Origin of the sequence: Nonomuraea terrae (genome assembly GCF_004348995.1) — a bacterium.
Lineage (GTDB): Bacteria > Actinomycetota > Actinomycetes > Streptosporangiales > Streptosporangiaceae > Nonomuraea > Nonomuraea terrae.
In genome coordinates this window covers 1-22,058 of sequence record NZ_SMKQ01000021.1, presented here as the reverse complement: position 1 = coordinate 22,058, position 22,058 = coordinate 1, and the positions used below count along the sequence as shown (strand labels likewise).

24 protein-coding genes are annotated in these 22,058 nt (G+C 71.7%); 9 read left to right on the top strand and 15 right to left on the bottom strand.

Features of this window, described 5'->3' with window-relative positions:
• Window positions 1-32: 32 nt before the first annotated feature.
• From E1286_RS10565 to E1286_RS10555, 3 genes are read right to left on the bottom strand one after another with little or no spacing between them, the layout of a single operon-like run.
• Window positions 33-893, bottom strand: coding sequence for a hypothetical protein (locus E1286_RS10565; RefSeq protein WP_132611196.1), 861 nt, complete (start codon window positions 891-893; stop codon window positions 33-35).
• A complete protein-coding gene (locus E1286_RS10560) occupies window positions 893-1,222 on the bottom strand; it encodes a PadR family transcriptional regulator (protein ID WP_132611194.1) in 330 nt (109 codons plus the stop codon). The genes E1286_RS10565 and E1286_RS10560 overlap by 1 nt, the downstream gene beginning before the upstream one ends.
• A gap of 24 nt (window positions 1,223-1,246) precedes the next feature.
• Window positions 1,247-1,939 carry a TetR/AcrR family transcriptional regulator gene (locus E1286_RS10555; RefSeq protein ID WP_132611192.1) on the bottom strand — a complete coding sequence of 231 codons (693 nt, stop codon included), beginning with the start codon at window positions 1,937-1,939 and terminating at the stop codon, window positions 1,247-1,249.
• Window positions 1,940-2,058: 119 nt separating this feature from the next.
• Between E1286_RS10555 and E1286_RS10550 the strand changes: the two genes are divergently transcribed.
• Genes E1286_RS10550 through E1286_RS10540 form a run of 3 tightly spaced genes read left to right on the top strand, consistent with a single transcriptional unit; the run spans window position 2,059 to window position 4,210 of the window.
• The gene (locus tag E1286_RS10550; protein WP_132611190.1) at window positions 2,059-2,412 is read left to right on the top strand and encodes a YrdB family protein; all 354 of its coding nucleotides are present in this window, start codon (window positions 2,059-2,061) and stop codon (window positions 2,410-2,412) included.
• 2 nt (window positions 2,413-2,414) lie between these two features.
• Window positions 2,415-3,326, top strand: a complete 912-nt coding sequence (locus E1286_RS10545) for an NAD-dependent epimerase/dehydratase family protein (RefSeq protein ID WP_132611188.1) — start codon at window positions 2,415-2,417, stop codon at window positions 3,324-3,326.
• Window positions 3,323-4,210 (top strand): Gfo/Idh/MocA family protein, encoded by an 888-nt coding sequence (locus E1286_RS10540; protein ID WP_132611186.1) that lies wholly within the window; start codon window positions 3,323-3,325, stop codon window positions 4,208-4,210. Before E1286_RS10545 ends, E1286_RS10540 begins: the two co-directional genes overlap by 4 nt.
• Here the strand turns inward: E1286_RS10540 and E1286_RS10535 are convergent.
• Genes E1286_RS10535 through E1286_RS10520 form a run of 4 tightly spaced genes read right to left on the bottom strand, consistent with a single transcriptional unit; the run spans window position 4,194 to window position 8,579 of the window.
• On the bottom strand, window positions 4,194-5,018 hold the full coding sequence (locus E1286_RS10535; RefSeq protein ID WP_132611184.1) for a trypsin-like serine peptidase: 825 nt from the start codon (window positions 5,016-5,018) through the stop codon (window positions 4,194-4,196). The genes E1286_RS10540 and E1286_RS10535 overlap by 17 nt on opposite strands.
• Window positions 5,019-5,076: 58 nt before the next feature.
• Window positions 5,077-6,081, bottom strand: a complete 1,005-nt coding sequence (locus tag E1286_RS10530; RefSeq protein ID WP_132611182.1) for an acetamidase/formamidase family protein — start codon at window positions 6,079-6,081, stop codon at window positions 5,077-5,079.
• On the bottom strand, window positions 6,078-7,445 hold the full coding sequence (locus tag E1286_RS10525) for an APC family permease (RefSeq protein WP_132611180.1): 1,368 nt from the start codon (window positions 7,443-7,445) through the stop codon (window positions 6,078-6,080). The genes E1286_RS10530 and E1286_RS10525 overlap by 4 nt, the downstream gene beginning before the upstream one ends.
• A gap of 54 nt (window positions 7,446-7,499) precedes the next feature.
• On the bottom strand, window positions 7,500-8,579 hold the full coding sequence (locus tag E1286_RS10520; RefSeq protein ID WP_246074693.1) for a substrate-binding domain-containing protein: 1,080 nt from the start codon (window positions 8,577-8,579) through the stop codon (window positions 7,500-7,502).
• A 46-nt stretch (window positions 8,580-8,625) separates the two neighbouring features.
• On the opposite strand from E1286_RS10520, the gene E1286_RS10515 reads away from it, so the two are divergent.
• On the top strand, window positions 8,626-9,072 hold the full coding sequence (locus tag E1286_RS10515) for a MarR family winged helix-turn-helix transcriptional regulator (protein WP_132611176.1): 447 nt from the start codon (window positions 8,626-8,628) through the stop codon (window positions 9,070-9,072).
• A 33-nt stretch (window positions 9,073-9,105) separates the two neighbouring features.
• On the opposite strand, the gene E1286_RS10510 is transcribed toward E1286_RS10515, so the two are convergent.
• Window positions 9,106-9,312, bottom strand: a complete 207-nt coding sequence (locus tag E1286_RS10510; RefSeq protein WP_132611174.1) for a hypothetical protein — start codon at window positions 9,310-9,312, stop codon at window positions 9,106-9,108.
• An 83-nt stretch (window positions 9,313-9,395) separates the two neighbouring features.
• On the bottom strand, window positions 9,396-10,673 hold the full coding sequence (locus E1286_RS10505) for a Glu/Leu/Phe/Val family dehydrogenase (RefSeq protein ID WP_132611172.1): 1,278 nt from the start codon (window positions 10,671-10,673) through the stop codon (window positions 9,396-9,398).
• Window positions 10,674-10,886: 213 nt separating this feature from the next.
• Here E1286_RS10505 and E1286_RS10500 point away from each other — a divergent pair, with 213 nt between their 5' ends.
• The 3 genes from E1286_RS10500 to E1286_RS10495 are packed head-to-tail and all read left to right on the top strand — an operon-like array spanning window position 10,887 to window position 13,163.
• A complete protein-coding gene (locus E1286_RS10500; protein WP_246074692.1) occupies window positions 10,887-12,227 on the top strand; it encodes an alkaline phosphatase D family protein in 1,341 nt (446 codons plus the stop codon).
• Window positions 12,228-12,233: 6 nt separating this feature from the next.
• Window positions 12,234-12,440, top strand: coding sequence for a hypothetical protein (locus tag E1286_RS50095; RefSeq protein WP_246074690.1), 207 nt, complete (start codon window positions 12,234-12,236; stop codon window positions 12,438-12,440).
• Between the two features lie 6 nt (window positions 12,441-12,446).
• A complete protein-coding gene (locus E1286_RS10495) occupies window positions 12,447-13,163 on the top strand; it encodes a class I SAM-dependent methyltransferase (RefSeq protein WP_132611170.1) in 717 nt (238 codons plus the stop codon).
• Between the two features lie 170 nt (window positions 13,164-13,333).
• Here the strand turns inward: E1286_RS10495 and rocD are convergent, their stop codons facing one another.
• The 3 genes from rocD to E1286_RS10480 all read right to left on the bottom strand — a co-directional run bounded on the left by rocD (window position 13,334) and on the right by E1286_RS10480 (window position 15,942).
• Window positions 13,334-14,548 carry an ornithine--oxo-acid transaminase gene (gene rocD / locus E1286_RS10490; protein WP_132611168.1) on the bottom strand — a complete coding sequence of 405 codons (1,215 nt, stop codon included), beginning with the start codon at window positions 14,546-14,548 and terminating at the stop codon, window positions 13,334-13,336.
• 1 nt (window position 14,549) lies between these two features.
• A complete protein-coding gene (ddaH, locus tag E1286_RS10485; RefSeq protein WP_132611166.1) occupies window positions 14,550-15,347 on the bottom strand; it encodes a dimethylargininase in 798 nt (265 codons plus the stop codon).
• A gap of 112 nt (window positions 15,348-15,459) precedes the next feature.
• Entirely contained in the window at window positions 15,460-15,942 is a 483-nt protein-coding gene (locus tag E1286_RS10480) for an Lrp/AsnC family transcriptional regulator (protein ID WP_132611164.1), read from the bottom strand.
• A gap of 84 nt (window positions 15,943-16,026) precedes the next feature.
• Here E1286_RS10480 and E1286_RS51720 point away from each other — a divergent pair, with 84 nt between their 5' ends.
• Window positions 16,027-18,366 (top strand): GH1 family beta-glucosidase, encoded by a 2,340-nt coding sequence (locus E1286_RS51720; protein WP_132611162.1) that lies wholly within the window; start codon window positions 16,027-16,029, stop codon window positions 18,364-18,366.
• 58 nt (window positions 18,367-18,424) lie between these two features.
• Window positions 18,425-19,597: a hypothetical protein gene (locus E1286_RS10470; RefSeq protein ID WP_132611160.1), complete on the top strand. Its 1,173-nt coding sequence runs from the start codon at window positions 18,425-18,427 to the stop codon at window positions 19,595-19,597.
• A gap of 4 nt (window positions 19,598-19,601) precedes the next feature.
• Here the strand turns inward: E1286_RS10470 and E1286_RS10465 are convergent, their stop codons facing one another.
• The 3 genes from E1286_RS10465 to E1286_RS10455 all read right to left on the bottom strand — a co-directional run.
• Window positions 19,602-20,360 (bottom strand): vWA domain-containing protein, encoded by a 759-nt coding sequence (locus E1286_RS10465; protein WP_132611158.1) that lies wholly within the window; start codon window positions 20,358-20,360, stop codon window positions 19,602-19,604.
• Window positions 20,353-21,216 carry a hypothetical protein gene (locus E1286_RS10460; RefSeq protein WP_132611156.1) on the bottom strand — a complete coding sequence of 288 codons (864 nt, stop codon included), beginning with the start codon at window positions 21,214-21,216 and terminating at the stop codon, window positions 20,353-20,355. Before E1286_RS10460 ends, E1286_RS10465 begins: the two co-directional genes overlap by 8 nt.
• A gap of 153 nt (window positions 21,217-21,369) precedes the next feature.
• Window positions 21,370-22,058 (bottom strand): DUF5941 domain-containing protein (locus E1286_RS10455; protein ID WP_132611154.1); only part of this gene is annotated, 689 nt, incomplete at its 5' end.

Below are 22,058 nucleotides of genomic sequence, written 5' to 3'. Positions count from 1 at the left end.
GTTATCGGGCCATGCGAATTTCGCTCGACGAATTATCTGACAAAAGCGAGCTCGGGGGATTTTCCCGAATTACGCATCACGTTTCTCGCGGTCAGCGTCGCCATGCCGATGCTGATCACTGCGCCGGCCGCCACCGCCGTGAGGAACCCCTGTGACGCCTCGGCGAGGCCGAGCGCCAGCAGTGCGCCCACGGCGAGCCAGGCGAGGGTGGTGCAGATGGCCGCTATGGCGAGCTGGGTGCCGCACGCTCGTACGTCGGGCGCGAACCCGGGAGCCCGGGCCGCGATCGTGGGCGCGAGCAGCACCAGTGCCAGCATGATCGGGACGACGAAACCACCGGCCATCGCATCGCCCAGCGGCCCGGCAGGGGACCGGGCAAGCCGGTGGAAGAGGATGAAGAACATCCCCGCCAGAGTGGTCGCGACCAGGACGGACAGCAGAACCCGGCGCGCCGCCTCGCGCGTGACCGTGCCGGAGCCTCGCAGCGCCGGGAGCGCGGTGGTCACCAGGGGCGCCAGGGACAACAGGCCGAGCACACCCGCCACGACGAACAACGACGACGCGGTCTCGGCGAGCCGCTGCGCGATCGAGCCGTGGTCGGCCGCCAGGGCCCAGACGCCGCGCAGGTTCGTCGCGTCACTCACGCCAGGGGCCCACAGCAGGACCAGTGTGTACGCGGCGAAGGGCAGCGCCAGCCCCGGCGGAACCCGGAAAGGCGTGGCCCCGGGGATGCGCCGGCGATGCAGCCACGCGTCGGCGGCGCCCCCGGCCAGGTCGAAGAGTGTGCGCGGGCGGACCGGCCGCGCGGCGACCAGGTCGGCGACCTCGTCACCGTAGCGGCGCCGCCACGGCTGCGGATAGAGGTGGAGCAGCAGGGCGGCGAGCAGGCGCATCACGCCACCCCCCAGGCGAGCCCCGCGCGCCGCGCGCCGGCCTGCTCGACGCGGCGCAGCGTGGCGAGCTGCTCGCGCAGCGACTCCCGCCCCGCGTCGGTGATCCGGTACGGCTTGCGCCGTTCGGTCGTCTCGACGCGCTCGATCCAGCCGCGCTCCTCCAGCCGCATCAGCGCCCCGTAGAGCGTGCCGGGCTCAAGCGACGTGCCCGAGAACTGCTCGATGTCGCTGATCATCCGGTATCCGTGTTTCTGCCCCTCGGCGAGGCTGATGAGCACGAGCAACGCCACGTCCGTGAAGCGCCCGAGCTCGGGGGTTCTCCGTGCCATGTATTCAGTAAAACTTAGTAAGTCCTACTGAGCAAGTCCCATGGTCGCGGCCGTCAGCCGCATCGAGTGGTCGAACGCCGCCCGGCGATCCTCGATCGTGCCGTTGAACTGGCCGAACACCTCGAAGCTGAGCCAGCCGTACAACGCCGTCCAGGCCGCGACGGCCTGCCAGACCACGCCGTCGGGGACTCCGGGCACGTGCTCGCGCACTCCGGCTGCCTCCCCTTCGAGCTCGGCCGGCGGCTCGATCGCCGGAGCCCGCATCGCGCCCGCGCGCCAGGCGTCCGAGATGATCCCGCCCAGCACGGTCACGTCCCGGACGCGGGCGGCGATCGTGTCCTGCGGCGCGTGGTAGCCGGGCACGGGGGAGCCGTAGAGGAGGGCGTACTCGTGCGGGTGCGCCACGGCCCAGTCGCGCAGCGCGTGGCAGGCCGTCAGCCACCGCCCCGCGAAGTCGTCGCGCGGGCAGGCGGCCTCGGCCCGCTCGACGGCCTCGCCGATGGCGTTGTAGCCATCGATGATCAGTGTGGTGAGCAGGTCGTCGCGGCTCGGGAAATAGCGGTAGATGGCCGAGGAGACCATGCCCATCTCCCTGGCGACGGCCCGCAGCGACAGGCCGCCGGCGCCGTCCGTGGCGAGCTGACGGCGTGCGATGTCGGTGATCTCCCTGATGAGTTCCGCCCTGACGCGTTCTCTGGCGGTACGGCTGGCTGTCATGCACAGCAGGTTACCAGAGCGGTGCAAAGAAACGAGAGCACCGCTCTTGACGAATGCCGCTCTCGTGAGAGAGCATTGCTCTCGTAAATGAACGGCAGTCACCACCACGGAGTGCTCACATGATCGCCCTCGCCAAGAACGCCAACGCCCTGCTGATGTTCCTGCTGGAACTGGGCGTGCTGGCCTCCGTCGCCTACTGGGGCTTCACCGTGAGCCCCAATTGGGGGGTCAAACTGCTGGCCGGTCTCGGCGGCCCGGCGCTGTTCGTGGCCGCCTGGGCGCTGTTCGGGGCCGGCGGCGGCGCGAACGCCACCTTCCCCCTCACCGGTTTGGCCCGCGCCGCACTGGAGATCCTCTGGTTCGGCGGCGGCGCCCTCGCGCTCTACGCCTCCGGCCTGGTCACCTCCGCCGCCGTCTTCGCGGCGCTCTTCGTCGTCAACGCGGTCCTCCGCATCTTCTGGAACGAGGTCTGAACATGGGCAAGCACGTCGTCGTCGGATCCGGTCAGGTCGGCACTCACCTGGCCCGCAAACTCCTCTCCCGCGGACACGAGGTCACCGTCGTGACCCGCTCCGGCAGCGGCCCCGACGGGGCGGTCAAGGTGGCCGCCGACGTCGCCGACCAGGCCCGGATGATCGAGATCGCGCGCGGGGCCGACGCCCTGTACAACTGCGTCAACCCGCGATATCACCGCTGGCTCACCGACTGGCCGCCGATGGCAGCGTCGTTCCTGGCCGCCGCCGAGGCGAGCGGCGCCGCCCTGGTGGTCCTCGGCAACCTCTACCCGTACGGGCCCGTCTCGGTGCCCATGACCGAGGACCTGCCGCTCGCCTCGACCAGCCCCAAGGCCCAGGTACGGGCCCGGATCTGGCAGGAGGCGCTGGCCGCGCACGAGGCCGGCCGGATCAGGGCGACGGAGGTGCGCGGCTCCGACTACTACGGCCCCGGCGCGACCGACCAGTCCTATCTGGGTGACCGCTTCCAGGTGCCGCTCAGGGCGGGCAAGACCATCCCGCTCATCTGGCCGGGCGACATCCCGCACAGCTGGACGTACCTGCCCGACGTGGCCGACGCGCTGATCATCGCCGGCACCGACGAACGGGCCTGGGGCCGTGCCTGGCACGTGCCGACCGCCGAGCCGCTGACCTTCCGCGAGATGGGGGACCGGATGGCCGCCCTGCTGGGCCGGTCCGCGCCCCGGTACATGCGGATCCCGTGGCCGGCGCTCAGGGCGGCCGGGCTGTTCTCGCCCATGCTGGGGGAGATGCGACACATCCGGTACCAGTTCACCGCGCCGTACGTGCTGGACTCCTCGGCCTTCCAGAGCACGTTCGGCATGGCGCCCACCCCGGTCGGCGATGCGCTGAAAGCTACGCTCGACGTGTGAAGATAGCCATGATCGGCCTCGGCGACATCGCGGAGAAGGCCTACCTGCCGGTGCTGGCCGCCCAGCCCGGCCTCGACCTCCACCTGTGCACCCGTAACACCGAGCGCCTGGCGCGGCTGGGCGACGCGCACCGGATCGCCGCCCGGTCCACCAGCGTGGACGACGTGATCAAGGCCGGGGTCGACGCGGCGTTCGTGCACGCCGCCACCGAGGCCCACCCCGAGATCGTCGAGCCGCTGCTGGCCGCGGGCGTCCACGTGTACGTCGACAAGCCGATCGCCTACACCCTGGCCGAGTCGGAGCACCTCGTCCGCCTCGCGCGGGCCGAGGGCCGGTCGCTGATGGTCGGCTTCAACCGCCGTCGCGCCCCCGGCTACGCCGCCCTCGCGGCCCTGCCCCGCCACCTCGTGGTCATGGAGAAGAACCGCGACAACCTGCCCGACCGGCCGCGCCGGGCGGTCTTCGACGACTTCATCCACGTGGCCGACACCCTGAGGTTCCTCGTCCCCGGCGAGGTCACCGGCACCACGATCAGGACCCGCGTCAAGGACGGCCTGATCGAGCACATCGTCCTGGAGCTGTCGGGCGACGGCTTCACCGCGCTCGGCGTGATGAACCGGGTGAGCGGCGCCTCCGAGGAGAGCTGCGAGGTCATGGGCGACGGCGTCAAGCGGCGCGTGGTCAACCTCGGCGACGTCGTCGACTACCGGGGCGGTGAGACGCTCGCCCGGCGGCCCGACTGGGTGCCGGTCGCCCGGCAGCGCGGCATCGAGCAGGTCTGCCTGGAGTTCCTCACCGCCGTGCGTGACGGCCGCCGCGTCGACGCCGGCGACGCGCTGGCGAGCCACGCGCTCTGCGAGGAGATCGTCAGCCAGGCCGCCTGAGCCGCATCTCCCGGTCGGCCCTGGCGAACATCCGCTCGAACGGCCTGCCCCCCAGCCTGGTGAGCACGGTGTAGCCCTTGTCGTCCTTCATGGGGCTGGAGGACGACACGATGCCCGCCACCGCGCCGCCGTACAGCGCGGGGCCGCCGCTGCCGCCGGCGGCGGCGTGGCAGTTGCGGGTGACCATCAGCCCCGGGCCCTTGGAGACGGCCTCGACGGTGTCGCCCAGGCACCGGTAGAGCGCGGTGCCCGGGTAGCCGCGGCCCATCGGGTAGCCCAGCAGCTCCAGGCCGCGCAGGTTGGTGCCCCTGGTGGTGCGCATCGCCTCCAGGCCCCGCCCGGTGACCGCCTCCAGCGGCCGCTTGCCGCGTTCGACGCCGACCAGGCCGACGTCGTACGGCAGCAGGTCGGCGGAGTACGGCCGGCTACGCCAGCGGGCCGGCACCCACGCGCGCACGACCGGCCAGACGCCGAGCGGCGGCCTTCCCCTGTCGTAGGCCGGCAGGAACGCCAGCCGCTTCAGCATCCGGCCGTTGTGGTGGAGACAGTGGGCCGCGGTCAGCACCAGGCTCCGGCTGCGTGAGTTGATCACCGTGCCCCCGCAGAGCACGTCGGTGCGGGTCGCCGGGTCGCTGCCGAGCAGCACCCCCGTCAGCCGCCGCGCCCCCGTGTAGGGGCGCGGGACCGGCGCGTAGCCCAGGCGGTCGCCGTCGGGGGTGATGACGCGGGGGACGGGGACGTTGCCCTGGGACACCTCGGCGACGGCGGCTGGATCGAGCAGGACCAAAGACAGCACCAACCTGAGCACGATCACACTCTACGGCGACCATGATCAGTGCTCTGACCTGCGCGGTCCAATGTTTACCTCAACTTGTGTACGCCGAACCCGCCGCACGCAACCGGGCGTGCACCGACTCGTACACGGTCGTGGCACCCAGGTATGCCTTGGGCAGTTTCGCGACCATCGTGTAGTTGGTGTCGCACACGTTGCCCACCGGCGCCTGCCCGGCCTGGCTGACGAGCTGGTAGGCGTCGAGGGTGTCCAGCCCGGTCAGCTCCGAGGTCCAGGTGACCAGGTCGTGCTGGCTGATCCGGTACGCGTCCTCCAGCGGCCGGGCCGAGCCGGTGGACATCACGTGCAGGTCGTCCTCCATCCGCGGCCACGGCGTGGCCACGCCCTTGATCAGCTCGACCGCGACCACGGTGTTCATGGCCGACTCCACGGCGGTGCCGCAGACCTCGCCGTGCCCCTGCAGGCCGTGGCCGTCGCCGATCGAGAACATCGCGCCCTCGACGTTGACGCCCAGGTAGACGGTGACGCCGGCGCGCAGTTCCGGGGTGTCCATGTTGCCGCCGTGCGCGTCGGGCGTGATCGTCATGCGGGCCTCGTTCGCGGCGGGGGCCACGCCGACCGTGCCGTGCATCGGGTCGAGCGGCAGCTCCACGCTGAAGTCGCTCTTGCGGGCGTGGTAGACGGCCACGTTCCTGTCGAGGTCGATGTCGTAGCGCCACACCCGCTCCTCCAGCGGCGCGTGCAGCATGGCGGTGGTGTGGGTGGTGGTCAGCGCGCCGAAGTGCGGGAACGTCGTCGAAACCGCCCAGTCACGGGCCGGTGTGATCTTGACGAAGTGCAGGGCCAGCGTGTCGCCCGGCTCGGCGCCCGTCACGTGGAACGGCCCGGTCACCGGGTTGAGGAACGGGAACTCGCACACCCGCGACGGCAGGTCGTCCACCGTCCGGACCCGCCCGCCGAAGCAGTCTTCGGTGTACAGCTCCATGATCGTGCCAGGCCGCACCTCGGCGACCGCCTGGCGGCCACCGAAGGTGTAGCTCAGCTCTTCGGGAGAGGGGCGGTACGACAAGACGCTCACTGAACCTCCGACGGTAGGACGGGACGGCGGCCGGACGCGTACGAGGCCGCGAGGACGATCAGGCCGACGACCAGCCAGAGGCCGCCGACCCAGTGGGCCGCGACGTTCTGGTTGATCACGACGGCGACCAGGACGGCGAACCCGATCGCGGGCGCGACCAGGTGCGCCCAGTAGTTCGTGCTGCGCCGCCGCACCACGTAGTGGACCACCACGGCGATGTGCAGCAGCAGGAAGGCGGTCAGGGCGCCGAAGTTGACCAGCGAGCTCAGCTCGCCGATGCCCTGCGCCCGGGTGCTCATGAAGATGCCGATGACCAGGGAAATACCGGCCACGAGGAAGGTCGCGTTGACCGGCACCCGGTGCTTGGGGTGCACCTTGGCGAGGAACGCGGGCAGCTGGCGGTCGCGGGCCATGGCGTACAGCAGGCGCGAGGTGGCCGCCTGGGCGACCAGGGAGTTGGCGAAGCCCCAGGCGATGGCGGTGGCCACGGCGGTGAGCACCGACAACCACGCGCCTCCGGCGTACGCGGCGGTGTTGTAGAACGCCTGGCCGTCGGCGTCGCCCTGGGCGATCAGCCGCGCCCGGTCCGGGGTGAGCAGCGCCGCCACCCACGTCTGCACCACGAACAGCACGGCGGCCAGGGCCAGCGCGGCGACCATGGAGCGGCCGAGCCGGCGGGCGTCCTCGCGGCTCTCCTCCGCGAGCGTGGAGATGCCGTCGAAGCCCAGGAACGACAGCACGGCCACCGATGCCGCCGCGAACACCACGCTCCAGGTGAACGACGAGGACTCGAAGAACGGCGTGAACGCGCCCGTCTGCGCCTTGCCCTGGGCCAGCGCGACGCCGCCGACGACCAGGAAGATCGCCAGCACGACCAGCTCGGCCACCAGCATGACCCGGGTGATCTTGACCGTCATCTGGATGCCCAGGTAGTTGACCACGGTGTTGAGCACCACGAACGCCACCACCCACCCCCAGACCGGGATCACCGGGATGAAGGTGTTCATGGCCACGCTGGCGATCAGATACAGCAGCGACGGCACGAGCAGGTAGTCGAGCAGGATCGACCACCCTGCCATGAACCCGACGGGCGCGGCGATGCCGCGGCCCGCGTAGGTGTAGACCGAGCCCGCCATCGGGAAGGCCTGCGCCATCTGGGCGTACGACAGCGCGGTGAACGCCATCGCGACCAGGCCGACCACGTAGGCCAGGGCGACCATGCCGTGGGAGGTGGCGAAGACGTTGCCGAAGATGCCGAAGGGGGCGATCGGCACCATGAAGATCAGGCCGTAGATCATCAGGTCGGCGAAGCTCAGGCTCCGCTGGAGTTCCTGGCGGTAGCCGAACTCTTCGATTGAGCTCATCGAGCGGCTCCTCGGGTACGTGTGGGGCGATACGCACCATAGAGGAAAATTTTTCTATCGAAAAGTTTTCACTAGAAAGATTTGCAATCCGTCCGCCCTGCCGAGGTGGACCGGGTGGCGCACCTGGCGGTTCGCCAGCGTGAGCGTGCCCCGGGCGCTGGTGATCGCGGTGCCGTCGGCGACCGCGTCGAGCTCCGGAACGGCCAGGGAACCGGCTCGGGCGGACAGGGCGGCGAGCACGGAGACGGCCTCGTAGCAGCCGTGGCCGTGGGCGTTGAGCGTCGGGGCGTCGGGGCCGAACCGGGCGGCGTACCGCTGCGCGAAGCCGATCCCTGCCTCGGTCGGCAGGGCGTGGAAGTAGCCCATCGACGCGTAAAGCTCGCCGGTGGCGTCGCCGCCGATGGCCAGCAGGCCGTGCTCCTCCAGCGCCCCGCACAGCCGCGCCGCCCGCAGCCCGGCCGCCGCGTACGCCCGGTTGAACGCCACCAGGTCGCTGCCGATCAGCGTGAGCAGGATCGCGTCGGGACGGGCGTCGGCCACCCGCTCCAGCCACCGCACGGCCTCGCCGTACCGGACGAAGCTCTCGCCCACCACGCCCGCGCCTGCCGCGTGCAGCCGCCGGCGGGCGCTGGCGTGCACCAGGCGCGGCCAGATGTAGTCGTTGCCCAGCAGATACCAGCGGCGCGCCCGCCGCGCGCCGGCCAGCCACTCGATGCCTGGCGCGAGCTGCCGCCCGGGGGTCTCGCCGAGGAAGTAGACGCCCGGCGCGTGCCCCCCGCCCTCGTACGGCGGCGCGTAGACGAACGGCACCCGCCCGGCGATCGCGGCCACCACCGCCAGGCGCACGTCGCTGGCGTGGGCGCCCGCCACCGCCGCGACGGTCCCGGTGCGGACCAGCGCGTCGATCTCGGCCGCCACCTCGGGAGCGGGCCGGCCGCCGTCGATGAGCACCAGCTCCACGGGCCGGCCGAGGACGCCGCCGCGGGCGTTGACCTCCTCGGCGGCCAGCAGGGCGCAGTTGATCGCGCACGGGCCCATCAGGCCGAGCACGCCCGAGACGGGAACGACCAGGGCGATTCTCACCGAGTCGGAAGGAAGGAGCCGCGCTTCGAGCGGATCGACGGTCGCCGCCACCTGACGAGTATCCTCCTTGGTAGCCCCCTGACGAAAGGACCCCCTCATGACCGTCTCCGGCCTCGGGTCCTCACTGGCCTACCAGCTCAGTCGTGCGGAGCGCAGCGTCAACCGGGGGCTGGCCGCGGCGCTGGCCGGCGAAGACCTCACCGTGGAGCAGTGGCGCATCATGAGGGCCTTGGCCGACGGCCGGGGCGAGTCGATGGGGGAGCTGGCCGAGGCGGTGCTGATGCCGCACCCGACGCTGACCAAGGCCGTCGACCGGCTCATCGACCGGGCGCTGGTCTACCGGGGGCCGGCCAAGGGCGACCGGCGGCGGGTGGCGGTGTTCGTCTCCGAGCGGGGGGCCGAGCTGCTCGCCCGGGTCGACGGCGCGGTGGCCGAGCAGCAGGCGGTGATCGCCGGCGTCTTCGGGCGCGAGCGCACCGCTCTGCTCATGCGGGACCTGGAGAGCCTCGTGCGGGCCCTCGACGAGACCGACCTCAAGGTCTGACTCCCGCGGCCAGCGGGCGGGCGAGCTGAGCGCTCACCCGTGCTCGCTCTTCTTGGCCCTGTCGGCGGCGACCGCCACCGCGACGCCGGCGACCGCCACCCCCAGATAGCCCCACAGGGGCAGCTCTCCCACCACCCGGTGCAGGAACCCCCACTCCCGGTCGAACCACATGCGGCCGATGAACCCGCCCAGCCCCTGGACGATGGCGATGAAGGCGATGACGCCGAGAATCCCTCTCATGGCGACCACCCTCGCAACACGGGGCCCGCCCCGGCGTCGAACCTTGGGCGAGCCCCGTGCTACTAAAGTCGCTCAACCCGTGTTCACGGGTAGAGGCCGCGCATCTGGTGCGCCTCGGCCACCCGGCCCACGCCGATGACGTGGGCCGCCTGCCGCAGCGTCAGGCCGCGCTCGGCGGCCAGCGACCGCACGTCGGAGAACGCGCCCAGCATGAGGTCGCGCAGCTTGACCTCGACCTCGCCCGAGCCCCACGAGTAGGCCTGCATGTTCTGCACCCACTCCAGGTACGACACGATCACCCCGCCCGCGTTGGCCAGGATGTCGGGCACGACCGTGGTGCCGGCCGCGGCGAGGATCTCGTCGGCCTCGGGCGTGGTGGGTCCGTTGGCGCCTTCGACGATCAGCCGGGCGCGGACCCGGGGCGCGTTGACCTCGGTGATCGCGCTCTCCATCGCGGCCGGGACGAGCACGTCGACGTCCAGCTCCAGCAGGTCGTCGCGGTCGAGCGCGTCGGCGTGGTGGAAGCCGCGCACACCCCCTGTCTCGGTGGCGTACGCGCGCAGCCGGGCCACGTCGAGGCCGCCGCGGGCGTGGACCGCGCCCGTGACGTCGGAGACCGCGACGATCTTGCAGCCGGCGTCGGACAGGTACTGCGCGGCGAGCGCGCCCACCTTGCCGAAGCCCTGCACGGCCACGGTGACGCCCTCGGGCGAGCGGCCCAGCGCGGCCAGCACCGCGATCTGCACGCCGCGCGAGGTGGCGCCCGTACGGCCGAGCGAGCCGCCGAGCGTGGTCGGCTTGCCGGTGACCACGCCGGGCACCGAATAGCCCGCGCTGACGCTGTAGGTGTCCATGATCCACGCCATCGTCTGCTCGTCGGTGCCGACGTCGGGCGCGGGGATGTCCTTCTCCGGGCCGATCAGCGGCATGATCTCGCTGACGTAGCGCCGGGTGAGCCGTTCCAGCTCGCGGGTGGTGAGCCCGGCCGGGTCCACGGCCACGCCGCCCTTGGCGCCGCCGTACGGGATGCCGACCAGGGCGCACTTCCACGTCATCCACATGGCGAGCGCGGTGACCTCGTCGAGGTCGGTCGTGGGATGGAAACGAAGGCCGCCCTTGGCGGGGCCGCGTGAGACGTTGTGCTGGACCCGGAAACCCTGGACGACGTCGAGTCGGCCGTCCTCACGGCGCACCGGGACCGAGACGGTCAGGGAGCGGCGGGGCGTGGCCAGCATCGTGCGGAGCCCGTCGTCGAGCCCGAGATGCCCGGCGGCCTGGTCGAACTGGTGAAGAGCGGAATCGAGCGCTTGGCGACCTGGAGTGATCAGGGCCGGCGTCGTTGACGGCACCATGATGCTCATGGAAGAGAATCCTCCTGTTATTTGCGCCCTTTTGGCGGGAAAAGCGCCATTGCCTTTCCCATTTGGGCGCACTTGTTACGATCATCCTAGAGCGGGGCGTTTGACCTTGCTAGTTGTTGCCGGAAATCCAAGCCGGTGATCGGGCGCCGCGACCGTGCCACTCTGGCAGTGTTGCAGGCGAGAGTGTGCCGGATCGCCGAATCGGGGGGTCGAATGCCCGCACTCGTGGTGGGGCCGCTGCTGCGTCACGTCGATTCCGTCAGCGCCTCGATCTGGGTGGAAACCGCCGATCCCTGCACGGTCGCCGTCGAGGCGGACGGCAGGACTTACCGGTCGCCTACCTTCACCGTGCACGGTCACCACTACGCGATCGTGGATCTCATTGAGTTGTCCCAGGATATCGCGTCGTATTCCGTCACGCTCGACGGGGAGCGCGTATGGCCGCAGGCGAATCGGCCGCCGAGCCGGATCAGGCTGCTGCGCCAGGAAGGGGGGCGCCGGCTGGCGTTCGGCTCGTGCCGCACCAGCGTCCCGCACGACGCCGCACACGTACGCACGCACGGCCACGACGCGCTGCGCGCCTACGGCCTGCACCTCGCCGAGTCGGGCGACGAGGAATGGCCCGACCTGCTGCTGCTCCTCGGCGACCAGGTCTATGCCGACAGCCCCTCGCCCGAGATGCTGGACTTCATCCGCTCCCGCCGGGACACCGAGCCGCAGGGCGAGATCGCCGACTTCGAGGAGTACGCCGAGCTTTACCGCCGGGCGTGGACCGAGCCCGAGATCCGCTGGCTGCTGTCCACCGTGCCGACCGCGATGATCTTCGACGACCACGACGTGCGCGACGACTGGAACACCTCGCAGACCTGGCGCGAGCAGATGGCCGCGACGCCGTGGTGGCGGCGCCGGGTGGTGGCCGGGCTCGGGGCGTACTGGATCTACCAGCACCTCGGCAACCTCTCGCCGGCCGAGCGGGCCGAGGAACCGCTGCTGCGCATGCTCATGTCCGGCGAGGGCGACGCCGACGCGGCGCTCGACGCGTTCGCCGAGAAGGCCGACGCCGAGCCGAGCAGCAACCGCTGGAGCTACGCCCGCGACCTCGGGCCGGACCGCCTGATCATGGTGGACACCCGCTGCGCCAGACAGCTCACCCCCGGCGACCGCCGCATGCTCGACCCGGTGGAGTGGGCCTGGCTGGAGGAGCAGGTCAGGCGGCCGGCCGAACGGCTCATCATCGGCTCGTCGATCCCCTTCCTGCTGCCCGAGGGCGTGCACGGGGTGCAGAGCTGGAACGAGGCGCTGTGCGACGGCAGGTGGGGGCCGGTCGTGCGGCGGTGGTCGGAGACGTTCCGGCAGGCCGTCGACCTGGAGCACTGGGCGGCCTTCCGCAGGTCGTTCGACGACCTTTCCCGGCTGCTGGTCGAGGTGGGGCGGCCGGTGCTGATCCTCTCGGGCGACGTGCACTTCTCCTACCTGGCCGAGGCCGGCGCCGGCCGCATCCACCAGATCGTCTGCTCGCCGATCCGCAACCCGCTCGGCCCGCTGCTGCGCTGAGCCAACGTGGTCACCCAGTTCGCGATCGCCACGCTGGTGGGCGGCCTGCTCGCGCGCCTGGCCGGCGTCCCGCGGCCGCCGTTCCGGTGGCGGATCACCAAGGGCCCCTGGTTCCAGAACGCCGTCGCCACGCTGACCCTGCCGGGCCACGTCACCTGGTACACCGCCAACGGGAAAACCGTCGAACGGATCGACTCCGCCGATCTACGCTGAACCTTCGTGAACGCTGATCCTCTCTCCGCCGCCGTGCCGTTCTACGACCTCCTGCACGATGACGGGCACGTGCCCGTCATCCGCGAACTGCTGCCGCCGCTGCTGGCCGGCGTGCGGCACGGCGTCATCGAGATCGGGGCGGGCACCGGCCTGATCACCGAGGTCATCGCCCGCTCGACCCCCGGCGAGATCTACGCGCTGGAGCCGTCGCTCGGCATGCGTTCCGTGCTGCTCTCGCGACTGGCTGCGGATCCGGGGACGCGCCGCCGCGTGACCGTGCTGCCGTGCGGCGCTCTCGACACAGAGGTGGACGAGCCGGTCGAGGCCGTCGTGATGATCTCGGTGCTGCAGAGCTTTCCCGCCGCCGAACGGGCCGAGCTGTGGCAGGTGCTGGCCCGGCAGCTGCGGCCGGGCGGGCGGCTGGTGTTCAACTGGCGCGACCGTCCCACGCCCGTGCCAGGAACACTGGAGCCGGTGGGCTCGTACGAGGTAGGGCGGCACACGTACGAGATCGCGGCGCAGGTGCTGGGCGTCGCGGGGGAGAGCGTCACGTCCCGGTTCGTCTACCGGGTCAGGCAGCGCGGGGTGGTGATCAGCGAGGACGAGGTGGTCAGCACGAACCACTGGCCGTCGACCGGGGTGCTGGCGTGGGAGCTCAAAGAGAGCGGGTTCACCTGGTCACCGGCGCCCGAGGGGATGCAGGTGTGGCACCTGCCCGGCTGACGCGACCGGGCGAGGCGCCCGCAGCTCCGAAGACCGGCCGCCGGGATGACCACCCGGACGGTGACCGGGCGCCGTGACGGCGCCCGGTCCGTGCGCCCGAGGAGCGTCTCCCTGGACGGGGCCCGGCCATGGACGGCGGATGGGGCCCGCCCGGCGGAGCCGTAAGAGAGCTAAGGGTTCTTGAGCTCGTAAACGGCGTCGGCGAGCTGGTCGATCGCCCAGTGGAGGTCGTCCTCGGAGACGACGATGGGCGGAGCCAGGCGGATCGTCGAGCCGTGGGTGTCCTTGGCCAGCACGCCGCGCTTGAGCAGCGCCTTCGACACCTCACGCCCGGTCGCGATCTCCGGGTCGATGTCGACGCCGGCCCACAGCCCGCGCCCGCGCACCTCCACCACGCCCTTGCCGACCAGCTCGCGCAGCCGCGCGTGCAGCACCTCCCCGAGCTTGCCGGCCCTGGCCTGGTATTCGCCGGTGTTCAGCAGCTCGATGACGGCGATGGCGACCGCGCAGGCCAGCGGGTTGCCGCCGAACGTGGACCCGTGCTGCCCCGGGTGGATGATCCCGAGCACGTCGCGGTCGGCCGCGATGGCCGAGACCGGCACGACGCCGCCGCCGAGCGCCTTGCCCAGCACGTAGATGTCCGGCACGACCCTTTCGAAGTCGCAGGCGAACGTCTGGCCGGTGCGGCCGAGGCCCGACTGGACCTCGTCGGCGATCATCAGGATGCCCTCGGCCGTGCACAGCTCGCGCACGTCGGTGAGGTAGCCGTCCGGCGGCACCAGCACGCCCGCCTCGCCCTGGATCGGCTCGACCAGCACGGCCACGGTGTTGGCGTCGATCGCCTGCCGGATCGCCTCGGCGGAGCCGTACGGGACGATCCGGAAGCCGGGCGTGTAGGGGCCGAAGTTGTCGTGGGCGTCGGGATCGGTGGAGAAGCTGACGATCGTGGTGGTACGACCGTGGAAGTTGCCCTCCATCACGATGATGTTGGCCTGCCCGGGCTCGACGCCCTTGACCTCGTAGCCCCACTTGCGCGCCACCTTGATGGCGGTCTCGACGGCCTCGGCGCCGGTGTTCATGGGCAGGACCATGTCCTTGCCCGTCAGGTCGCCGAGCCCGGCGCAGAAGCGCGCGAACTGGTCGTGGTAGAAGGCCCGGCTGGTCAGCGTCAGCCGGTCGAGCTGCTCCTTCGCGGCGTCGATGATCTTCTGGTTGCCGTGGCCGAAGTTGAGCGAGGAGTAGCCGGACAGGCAGTCGAGATACCGCCTGCCGTCCACGTCGGTGACCCAGGCGCCGTGCGCCTCGTGGATCACCACGGGCAGCGGGTGGTAGTTGTGCGCGCTGCGCCGCTCACTCAAATCGATCAGCTCTGCGCTGGTGGTCATGTCAGTTCTCCCCCCTGATCTCCAGTGTGCAGCACTTTGGACCCCCGCCTGCCTTGCGCAGCTCCGACAGATCGACGGGGATCACCTCGTAGCCACGCCGCTTGAGCTGCAGTTGGAGATTCGACGCCTCGGCGTTGACGACCACGTTCGTGCCGTCGCTGACCGCGTTGAGGCCGAGCACCTCGGCGTCCTCGGCGGTGGCGAGCACCGCGTCGGGGAACATCCGCCGCAGCACCTCCCGGCTGCCGGGAGAGAAGGCCTCCGGGTAGTACGCGACGTTGTGCCCGTCGAGCGGGAACAGCGCCGTGTCGAGGTGGTAGAAACGCGGGTCGACCAGGGTCAGGGAGATCACTGGCCGGCCCAGGAACTCCTGCGCCTCCTGGTGGGCGACGACGTCGGTGCGGAAGCCGGTGCCGGCCAGGATGACGTCGTCGAGAGTGAGGAAGTCGCCCTCGCCCTCGTTGACGCGGGACGCCTCCAGCGTCGGATAGCCGCGCTCGGCGAACCAGCGCAGGTACGCGGGACCCTCGGCGGCGCGCTGCGGGAAGGCGAAACGGGCGCCGTACACCCGGCCGTCCACCACCAGGGCGCCGTTGGCGGCGAACACCATGTCGGGCAGCCCCTCGATCGGGTCGATCAGGCTCACCCGGTGACCGAGCTCCTCGTACGCCGCCTTCAGGCTCTCCCATTGCCGGACCGCGAGGTCGCGGTTCGCGCCCGACTCGGGGTGCATCCACGGGTTGATGGCGTACTCGACCGCGAAGTGGTCGGGGCGGCACATGAGGAAGTGTTTGGGCATGCAGGCTCCATCGCGCAACTGAGCAGGGGAAATGCAGGGAACAGCCTAGGAACGCCCCGATGCGCGGGCCAAGAGGGTGATATTGCGCGTTCGCGCAGGTCTGTTGCGTCTCTCAGCCGGTGACCGCTGTTTCGTTGCGCGCGTCCGGCACGGCCCCCGGAGGCGTGTCGACCAGCCTCGACAGCACGATGGAGCTCTTGGTCCGCACCACGAACGACTCGGCCGCGATGCGCTCGATCACCCGCTCCACGTGGCCCACGTCGGTGGCCCTGATGTGCAGCAGCGCGTCGGCCTCACCGGTGATCGTCGCCGCCGCCACCACCTCCGGGTAGCGGGAGACCGCCAGCGCGATGTCGGACGGCTTGGTCTTGCCCTGGCAGAACAGCTCGACGTACGCCTCCGTCGTCCAGCCGAGCGCCTGCGGCGCGACCCGGGCGCTGAACCCCGTGATCGCCCCGCTCTCCCGCAACCGGTCGACCCGCCGCTTGACGGCCGACGCGCTCAGCCCCACCTGGTGGCCGATCTCGGCGTAGGTGGCGCGGGCGTCGTCGACGAGTGCCGCGATGATGTCACGATCGAGCCGGTCCAGTTCCACGCGCCCTGTATACAGCGTGGCCAGGCAGGCGCGCGACGCGGGAGACTGGGCGCGCTGACATGTGAAGGAAAGGTACGCGCCAGGATGAGTTTCCCCGATGGTTTCGTGTGGGGGGTTTCGACGTCGGCTTTCCAGATCGAGGGGGCGACGTCCGCCGACGGCCGTGGGCCGTCCATCTGGGACACATTCCTCGCCGATCATGCCGGGGCGTGCGACCACTACCACCGCTACCGCGACGACGTGGGACTGATCCGGGACCTCGGCGTCTCCGCCTACCGGTTCTCGGTGAGCTGGGCGCGGGTTCTCCCCGACGGCGAGAAGGTGAATCCGGCCGGGCTCGACTTCTACGACCGGCTGGTGGACGAGCTGCTCGGCGCGGGCGTCGCGCCGTACGCGACCCTCTACCACTGGGACCTGCCGCAGGCGCTGGAGGACCTCGGCGGGTGGCCGTCCCGCGACACCGCCCACCGCTTCGCCGACTACGCCGCGGCCGTGCACGAGCGGCTCGGCGACCGAGTGGACACCTGGTTCACCCTGAACGAGCCGTGGGTGGCGGCCTTCCTCGGCTACGGCGCCGGCCGCCACGCGCCCGGCCGCACCTCGACCGCCGACGCCTTCCGCAGCGCCCACCACCTGCTGCTCGCCCACGGGCTCGGCGCCCGGGCGCTGCGCGCGGCCGGCGCCGCGAAGGTCGGCACGGTGCTCAACATCTCCCCCGTCATGACGCCCGCCCAGGTCGGCGACCCGGCCAGGCCGCTCGCCGAGGAGGACGCCGAGGCCGTGGCCAGGATCGACGTGCTGGCCAACCGGCAGTTCCTGGAGCCGCTGCTGCGCGGCGCCTACCCCGACGAGCTGCTGCCGGTCGTCGAGCGCGCCTGCGGCGATCTCGGCCACGTGCGCGACGGCGACCTGGGGATCATCAACCAGCCCCTCGACCTGCTGGGCGTCAACTACTACACGCCGCTGGTCGTGCAGGCCCAGCCCAGCGAGCCCGCCGACCCCGCGTGGCCGGGCAGCGAAGGCGTCCTGTTCTGCACGGTTCCCACCGCCGTGACCGCCATGGGCTGGCCCATCGTGCCCGACTGCCTCACCAGGCTGCTGCGCCGCCTCTCCGGCGAGTACCCGGACCTCGACCTGATGGTGACGGAGAACGGCGCCGACTTCGTGGACGTGGTCACCGGCGACGGCATCCACGACGTCGACCGCGTTCACTTCCTGGAAGAGCACCTGCGGGCCGTGCGCTCGGCGATCGACGCCGGCGCGCGGGTGCGCGGATATCTCGTCTGGACGCTGCTCGACAACCTCGAATGGGCCGACGGCTACCGGCGCAAGTTCGGGCTCTACCACGTCGACTTCGCCACCCAGCGGCGACGGCCCAAGGACAGCGCGCTGTGGTACCGCGACGTCATCCGACGCGGCGCTCTGCCCCCGACCCGGCCGAAACGGCCCACCCTGGAGACGGTGGCGGCCCGTGCCGGGGTGTCCAGGGCCACGGTCTCCCGCGTGGTCAACGGCGAGGCGGCGGTCAGCGCGCAGGTGCGGGCCACCGTGCTGCGCGCGGTCAACGAGGTCGGGTACGTCCCCAACGCGGCCGCGCGCAGCCTCGTCACCCGCCGGACGAACGCGGTGGCCCTGGTGCTGTCCGTGCCGCGGCCGGGCGGCGACGCCCTCACCGCCGCCGTCGTCCAGTACGCCACCAGCGTGCTGGAGGGCGCCGGCAAGCACATCACGCTCATGCTCGCCGACACCGCCGAGAGCCACCGGCGCGTCGTCGCCCACGTCGAGGCCGGGCAGGTCGACGGCGTCGTGCTGCTGCCGCCCGAGCGGGCGGACACGCTCGCCGAGCGGCTCGCGCGCACCGGGGTGCCGGTCGTGCTGCTGGGCAAGCCGGCGATCGCGTCGCTGGTGCCGTACGTGGACGTCGACAACGCCGGCGGCGCGGTGGCGGCGACCGAGCACCTGCTGGCCGCCGGCCGCCGCCGCATCGGCATGGTCTGCGGACCCATGGACCTGGTCACCGTCCAGGACCGCCTGGAAGGACACCGGGCGGCGCTGGCGCGTGCCGGGCTCCGCCCGCACCTCGCCTTCGCCGATCTCACCCGCGACTCGGGGGCGGCGGCCACCCGGCGGTTGCTCGCCGACGACCCGTCAATCGACGCCGTCTTCGCCGCCACCGACCAGCTCGCCGTCGGGGCGCTGCGAGGGGCGCGGGAGGCGGGCCTGCGGGTGCCGGAGGACCTCGCGGTCGTCGGCTTCGGCGACGGCGACGCCGCCTCGGCCACCACCCCGGCGCTCAGCACCGTCCGCGTCCCGGTCGCCGACCAGGCGCTGGCGCTCGCCCGGCTGCTGCTGTCACGGTTGGAAGGCCGGTCCACGACCCCGGTGGTGCTCTCCACGCGGCTGGTGGTGAGAGAGTCGGCATAGCCCGCTCGGCACGGCGGGTCCCCGGCTTAGCATCGAAAGCAGGACCCGGGGAGGGCAGATGCGTTTCTTCCGCGAACACGACACCCCCACCGATCCCGGCGACGAGGTCACCAGGATCGCGCCCGCCGTCGTGTACGACGGAGACCTCTACCGCCTGCCCGACTGGGCGCAGCGCCGCCGCGAGGAACGCGAGCTCGGCCGCTCCCACGCCGCCGAGGGCCAGATCGACACGCTCACCCTGCAGACCGGCAGCGTGCCGCGCTTCCACGAGCTGGAGGACGAGCGCCTGGCGGAGATGGCCAGGGTCGAGGAGCTCACCGAGCAGGAGATCCAGCGGGCGCGGGCCGCGTTCGAGAGCCAGAGGATCCGCCTGGCGGAGTCGCAGCGCACGTTCGGAGAGGCCAGGAAGGCCCTGGAGGACAGCCGGCGGCGGGTCGCCGAGCTGGAGCAGCCCAGCAGGCGGCCCGGCGACGGCCGCCCCAGCTCCATCGCGATCACGGGCGGGCGCCGGCCGGCCGTGCGCCGCTGGTTACCCGCCGCGCTCCTGCTGACCCTCCTGGTGATCGTCGAGGTGCCCATTCTTTACCAGGTCATCCTGAGCTGGGGCGACAGCGTCGCGATGACCGCCCTGCTCGCCGCCGGCGCCGCCCTCGTCATGCTGGTCGCCCCGCACATGTACGGACGGGCGTTCCGCTCCTGGCAGGAGAACGGCAGCCCGGCCAAGGGCCGCTGGCTGCTCATCGGCGTCGCGCTGGTCTGGCTCGGGCTCATCCTCGCGGTCGCGGTGCTGCGCCGGGACGCCCTCGTCCGGCCCCTCGTGGTCGACGGGCAGGCGATCGGGCCGGCCTCGGAAGGCGTCGGCCGGCTGCCCACGATGGTGCTGCTGCTGGCTTTGCTGATCGCCACCGCGCTGATCGCCGCCGACCTCGGCCGCCGCATGCACAACCCGAACGACCGCCGCCTGTTCGAGCTGCGCGCCAAACGCGACGCCGAGGCCAAGGCGTGCGCCGCCGCCCAGGTCGCCTACCAGGCCGACGCGGGATACGCCGAGAGCATCGCCCAGTACCTCCAGGGGGCGGACCGGCGGCGGGCCGGGCGGCTGCGGCAGCTCGACAGCGGGTTCGACAGCCTCGCGACCGCCTACCTCGGGGGAGTGGTGGAAGGGCTGAAAGACCCCGAGGCGGCGAGCTGGGCCGAGCGCATCGTGCTGCGCCGCCGTACCCGGTCCTGAGGCTTCACAGCAGGTCGACCGTGGCGGCGCCGGCCGCCTCGAACGCCTCCCGCCAGAACGCCTCCAGCTGCGGGAAACGGTCGGGGCTCGCCGTCCGCCCGCGCAGGAAGCCGTGGACGGTCACGGTGTAGCCGGTCATGTCCGGCAGCAGGCGGGCCTCGCGCAGCTGCTGGATCTTCTGGCGGCGGGCGTCCTCGCTGAGGTCCAGGCGGTTGACGTTGAGGTCGCCGCGGTTGTTGATCAGGTCGCTGAAGACGATGATCTGGTGCGGCATGTCCGGCCGGCGTTGCGCGGTGAGCTGCTTGGCCAGGTAGCGCAGCGCGCCGAGCACGTCCGAGCCCTCCCCCTCCGTCGGGCAGTCGAACAGCTGGACGGCCCTCGGCAGCACCTGCGAGATGCGGTGCTCCCTGACCCGCTCCTCCACGACGGGGTTGTCGTTGGGGTTCTCGGCCGGGGTGGCGGCGATCGGGACGGGGTCCTGACGGCAGGTGCTGCTCTCGGAGCTGCCGGTGACGGCCGCGAAGCCGATCCAGTCGCAGCCGCGGGTGAAGGCGGGGAGCTTGGAGGTGACGTCGTTCCTGGAGGTGGCGGGGTCGGCGTAGCTGGTGGAGTCGACGATCACGCCGCAGACGGCGCCGGACTCCGTCCCGCACGCCACGACCCCGGAGAGGACCAGAGTCATCGCCCCCGCCACCGCCCCGACCCGCCGCCGCAACCCGGCCCGCGCCGGCTTGCCGGAGCCGATGTCGCTGTCCTCAGGCATCGTCCGCCTTCCTCGTCGCACGAGCGTCGTCGCCCTCTTCGGTGCCCTTTTCTGGGCCCTTTTCTGGGCCCCTTTCCGGGCCGTCTTCGGTGGCCTGTTCGGAGGCTTCGTGCTCGGGTGCGGTGAGTTGGGCGCGGGGGTGCGCGGGCATGACCTCCGCGTGCCACACCTCGATGCGCTGCTCCACCTCGCGTAAGATCCGCGCGATCTCCTCGCGGCCCGAGCCCGCCGCCGCGCCCCCGCCCGGGGCGTCCACCGCGATCACCTCGCCCTTCCACAACGACGGGATCTCCTCCCGCCGCGGATGGGCTTGCAGCACCCCGCTCTTGTACGCCGCGATGAGCTGCTCGGCCCTGGCGTGCACCGCCTCCACCTCGTGGTCGCGCTCGGCCAGCGCGTTCTCCCACTCCTGGGTCAGGTGCTCCAGCCGGGCCCTGGCGCCCTGCACGCCGGCGTTCGACTCCTCGACCACGGCGCGCCGCCGCGCCTCCGCCCGCCGCGCTCTGGCCTCCGCGATCGAGATGAACTCGTCACCGTTCGCGTCGTGCCCGTTGGCGTACCCGGCCGGCTGGGGGCGGGTGTCGCTGCGGCCCAGCTCGCGCAGGATCACCTCCCGCTCGCGGAGTGCCCGCTCCAGCAGCGCCGTACGCCGCGCGGCCAGCCGTCGGTCCACCTCGGTGATCTGCTCGCGGGCCCGGGCCCGGGCGCGGATCTCGGTCACGTACGCGGGCTGGAAATCCGGGTCCGTGAACTCGCCCAGCGGGTGGCTGCGGGCGTCCTTCCTCCCCTGACGGCGGGCCTCCTCCCGCTCGGCCAGCGGGTCGCCCCGATTGAACAGCCGCGACAAGAACGCCATCCGCGTCTCCTGGCTCCGGCCGGCACCCGGCTCACGTGTCCCTGAAATCCAGCCTAGGCGGTCGAATCAGCTTCGAACGGCGTACCGATGCCCGAAAACACGAAGCGGCGCCGCACGGGGAGTGCGGCGCCGCAAGGGTGAGGAAGCGGAGACTCAGCCCTTCTCGTCGCCTTTGGCCTGCTCCATGGCCTCTTCGGGGGAGGCCTCCAGGTCCTGCTCGGCGTCGGCGCCGGCCTGGGCGGACGCCTTGTCCAGGCGCACCCAGCTCGTCACGCTCTCCACGGCGAACAGCACGAACAGGTACGCCGTCAGCACGGCCAGCACCGGCGTCAGCACGTCGAACGCCGCACCGAGGCCGATGATCAGCAGCCGCAGCTCCCATCCGAGACCCGCGTGGAACACCCAGGCGGGCGGCCAGATGCTCTGCCGGGTGCGGTAGACGGTGTCGTAGGTGTGGTAGCCGACGACGTAGACGAGCACGAACAGCAGCCACTTCGGCGCCTCGGCCGCCAGGCCGACCGCGATGATGGTGAAGAACTCCGCGCCGCGCAGCAGCGGCGGGGTGAGCCAGTCGAGGCGGCCGAGGTGGTCGCGCGGCGTCGTGGGCAGCACGAGCAGCAGCATGATCGCCACCGGCACGAGCAGCATGGGCCCCGGCTCCAGCAGGCCGGCCACCGTGACGGCGACCACGGCCAGCAGGGCCACGAGCGCGGCGGGCATGGGGGGCAGGCCGGCGCCGATCTTGCCGGCCAGGACATGGGCGAGGGGGCCGTCGTCCCGATAGGCGAGGAGGCGGGCGGTCTGGATGCGGCGGCGCTCCTCGTCCGGGTCCGGGGTGGGGG

Bases quoted from the DNA above. Each gene is read 5' to 3' on its own strand.
- E1286_RS10565 (WP_132611196.1), bottom strand. From the start codon at position 893: ATGCGCCTGCTCGCCGCCCTGCTGCTCCACCTCTATCCGCAGCCGTGG.
- E1286_RS10560 (WP_132611194.1), bottom strand. From the start codon at position 1,222: ATGGCACGGAGAACCCCCGAGCTCGGGCGCTTCACGGACGTGGCGTTG.
- E1286_RS10555 (WP_132611192.1), bottom strand. From the start codon at position 1,939: ATGACAGCCAGCCGTACCGCCAGAGAACGCGTCAGGGCGGAACTCATC.
- E1286_RS10550 (WP_132611190.1), top strand. From the start codon at position 2,059: ATGATCGCCCTCGCCAAGAACGCCAACGCCCTGCTGATGTTCCTGCTG.
- E1286_RS10545 (WP_132611188.1), top strand. From the start codon at position 2,415: ATGGGCAAGCACGTCGTCGTCGGATCCGGTCAGGTCGGCACTCACCTG.
- E1286_RS10525 (WP_132611180.1), bottom strand. From the start codon at position 7,445: ATGAGCTCAATCGAAGAGTTCGGCTACCGCCAGGAACTCCAGCGGAGC.
- E1286_RS10515 (WP_132611176.1), top strand. From the start codon at position 8,626: ATGACCGTCTCCGGCCTCGGGTCCTCACTGGCCTACCAGCTCAGTCGT.
- E1286_RS10510 (WP_132611174.1), bottom strand. From the start codon at position 9,312: ATGAGAGGGATTCTCGGCGTCATCGCCTTCATCGCCATCGTCCAGGGG.
- E1286_RS10505 (WP_132611172.1), bottom strand. From the start codon at position 10,673: ATGAGCATCATGGTGCCGTCAACGACGCCGGCCCTGATCACTCCAGGT.
- E1286_RS10500 (WP_246074692.1), top strand. From the start codon at position 10,887: ATGCCCGCACTCGTGGTGGGGCCGCTGCTGCGTCACGTCGATTCCGTC.
- rocD (WP_132611168.1), bottom strand. From the start codon at position 14,548: ATGACCACCAGCGCAGAGCTGATCGATTTGAGTGAGCGGCGCAGCGCG.
- ddaH (WP_132611166.1), bottom strand. From the start codon at position 15,347: ATGCCCAAACACTTCCTCATGTGCCGCCCCGACCACTTCGCGGTCGAG.
- E1286_RS51720 (WP_132611162.1), top strand. From the start codon at position 16,027: ATGAGTTTCCCCGATGGTTTCGTGTGGGGGGTTTCGACGTCGGCTTTC.
- E1286_RS10470 (WP_132611160.1), top strand. From the start codon at position 18,425: ATGCGTTTCTTCCGCGAACACGACACCCCCACCGATCCCGGCGACGAG.
- E1286_RS10465 (WP_132611158.1), bottom strand. From the start codon at position 20,360: ATGCCTGAGGACAGCGACATCGGCTCCGGCAAGCCGGCGCGGGCCGGG.
- E1286_RS10460 (WP_132611156.1), bottom strand. From the start codon at position 21,216: ATGGCGTTCTTGTCGCGGCTGTTCAATCGGGGCGACCCGCTGGCCGAG.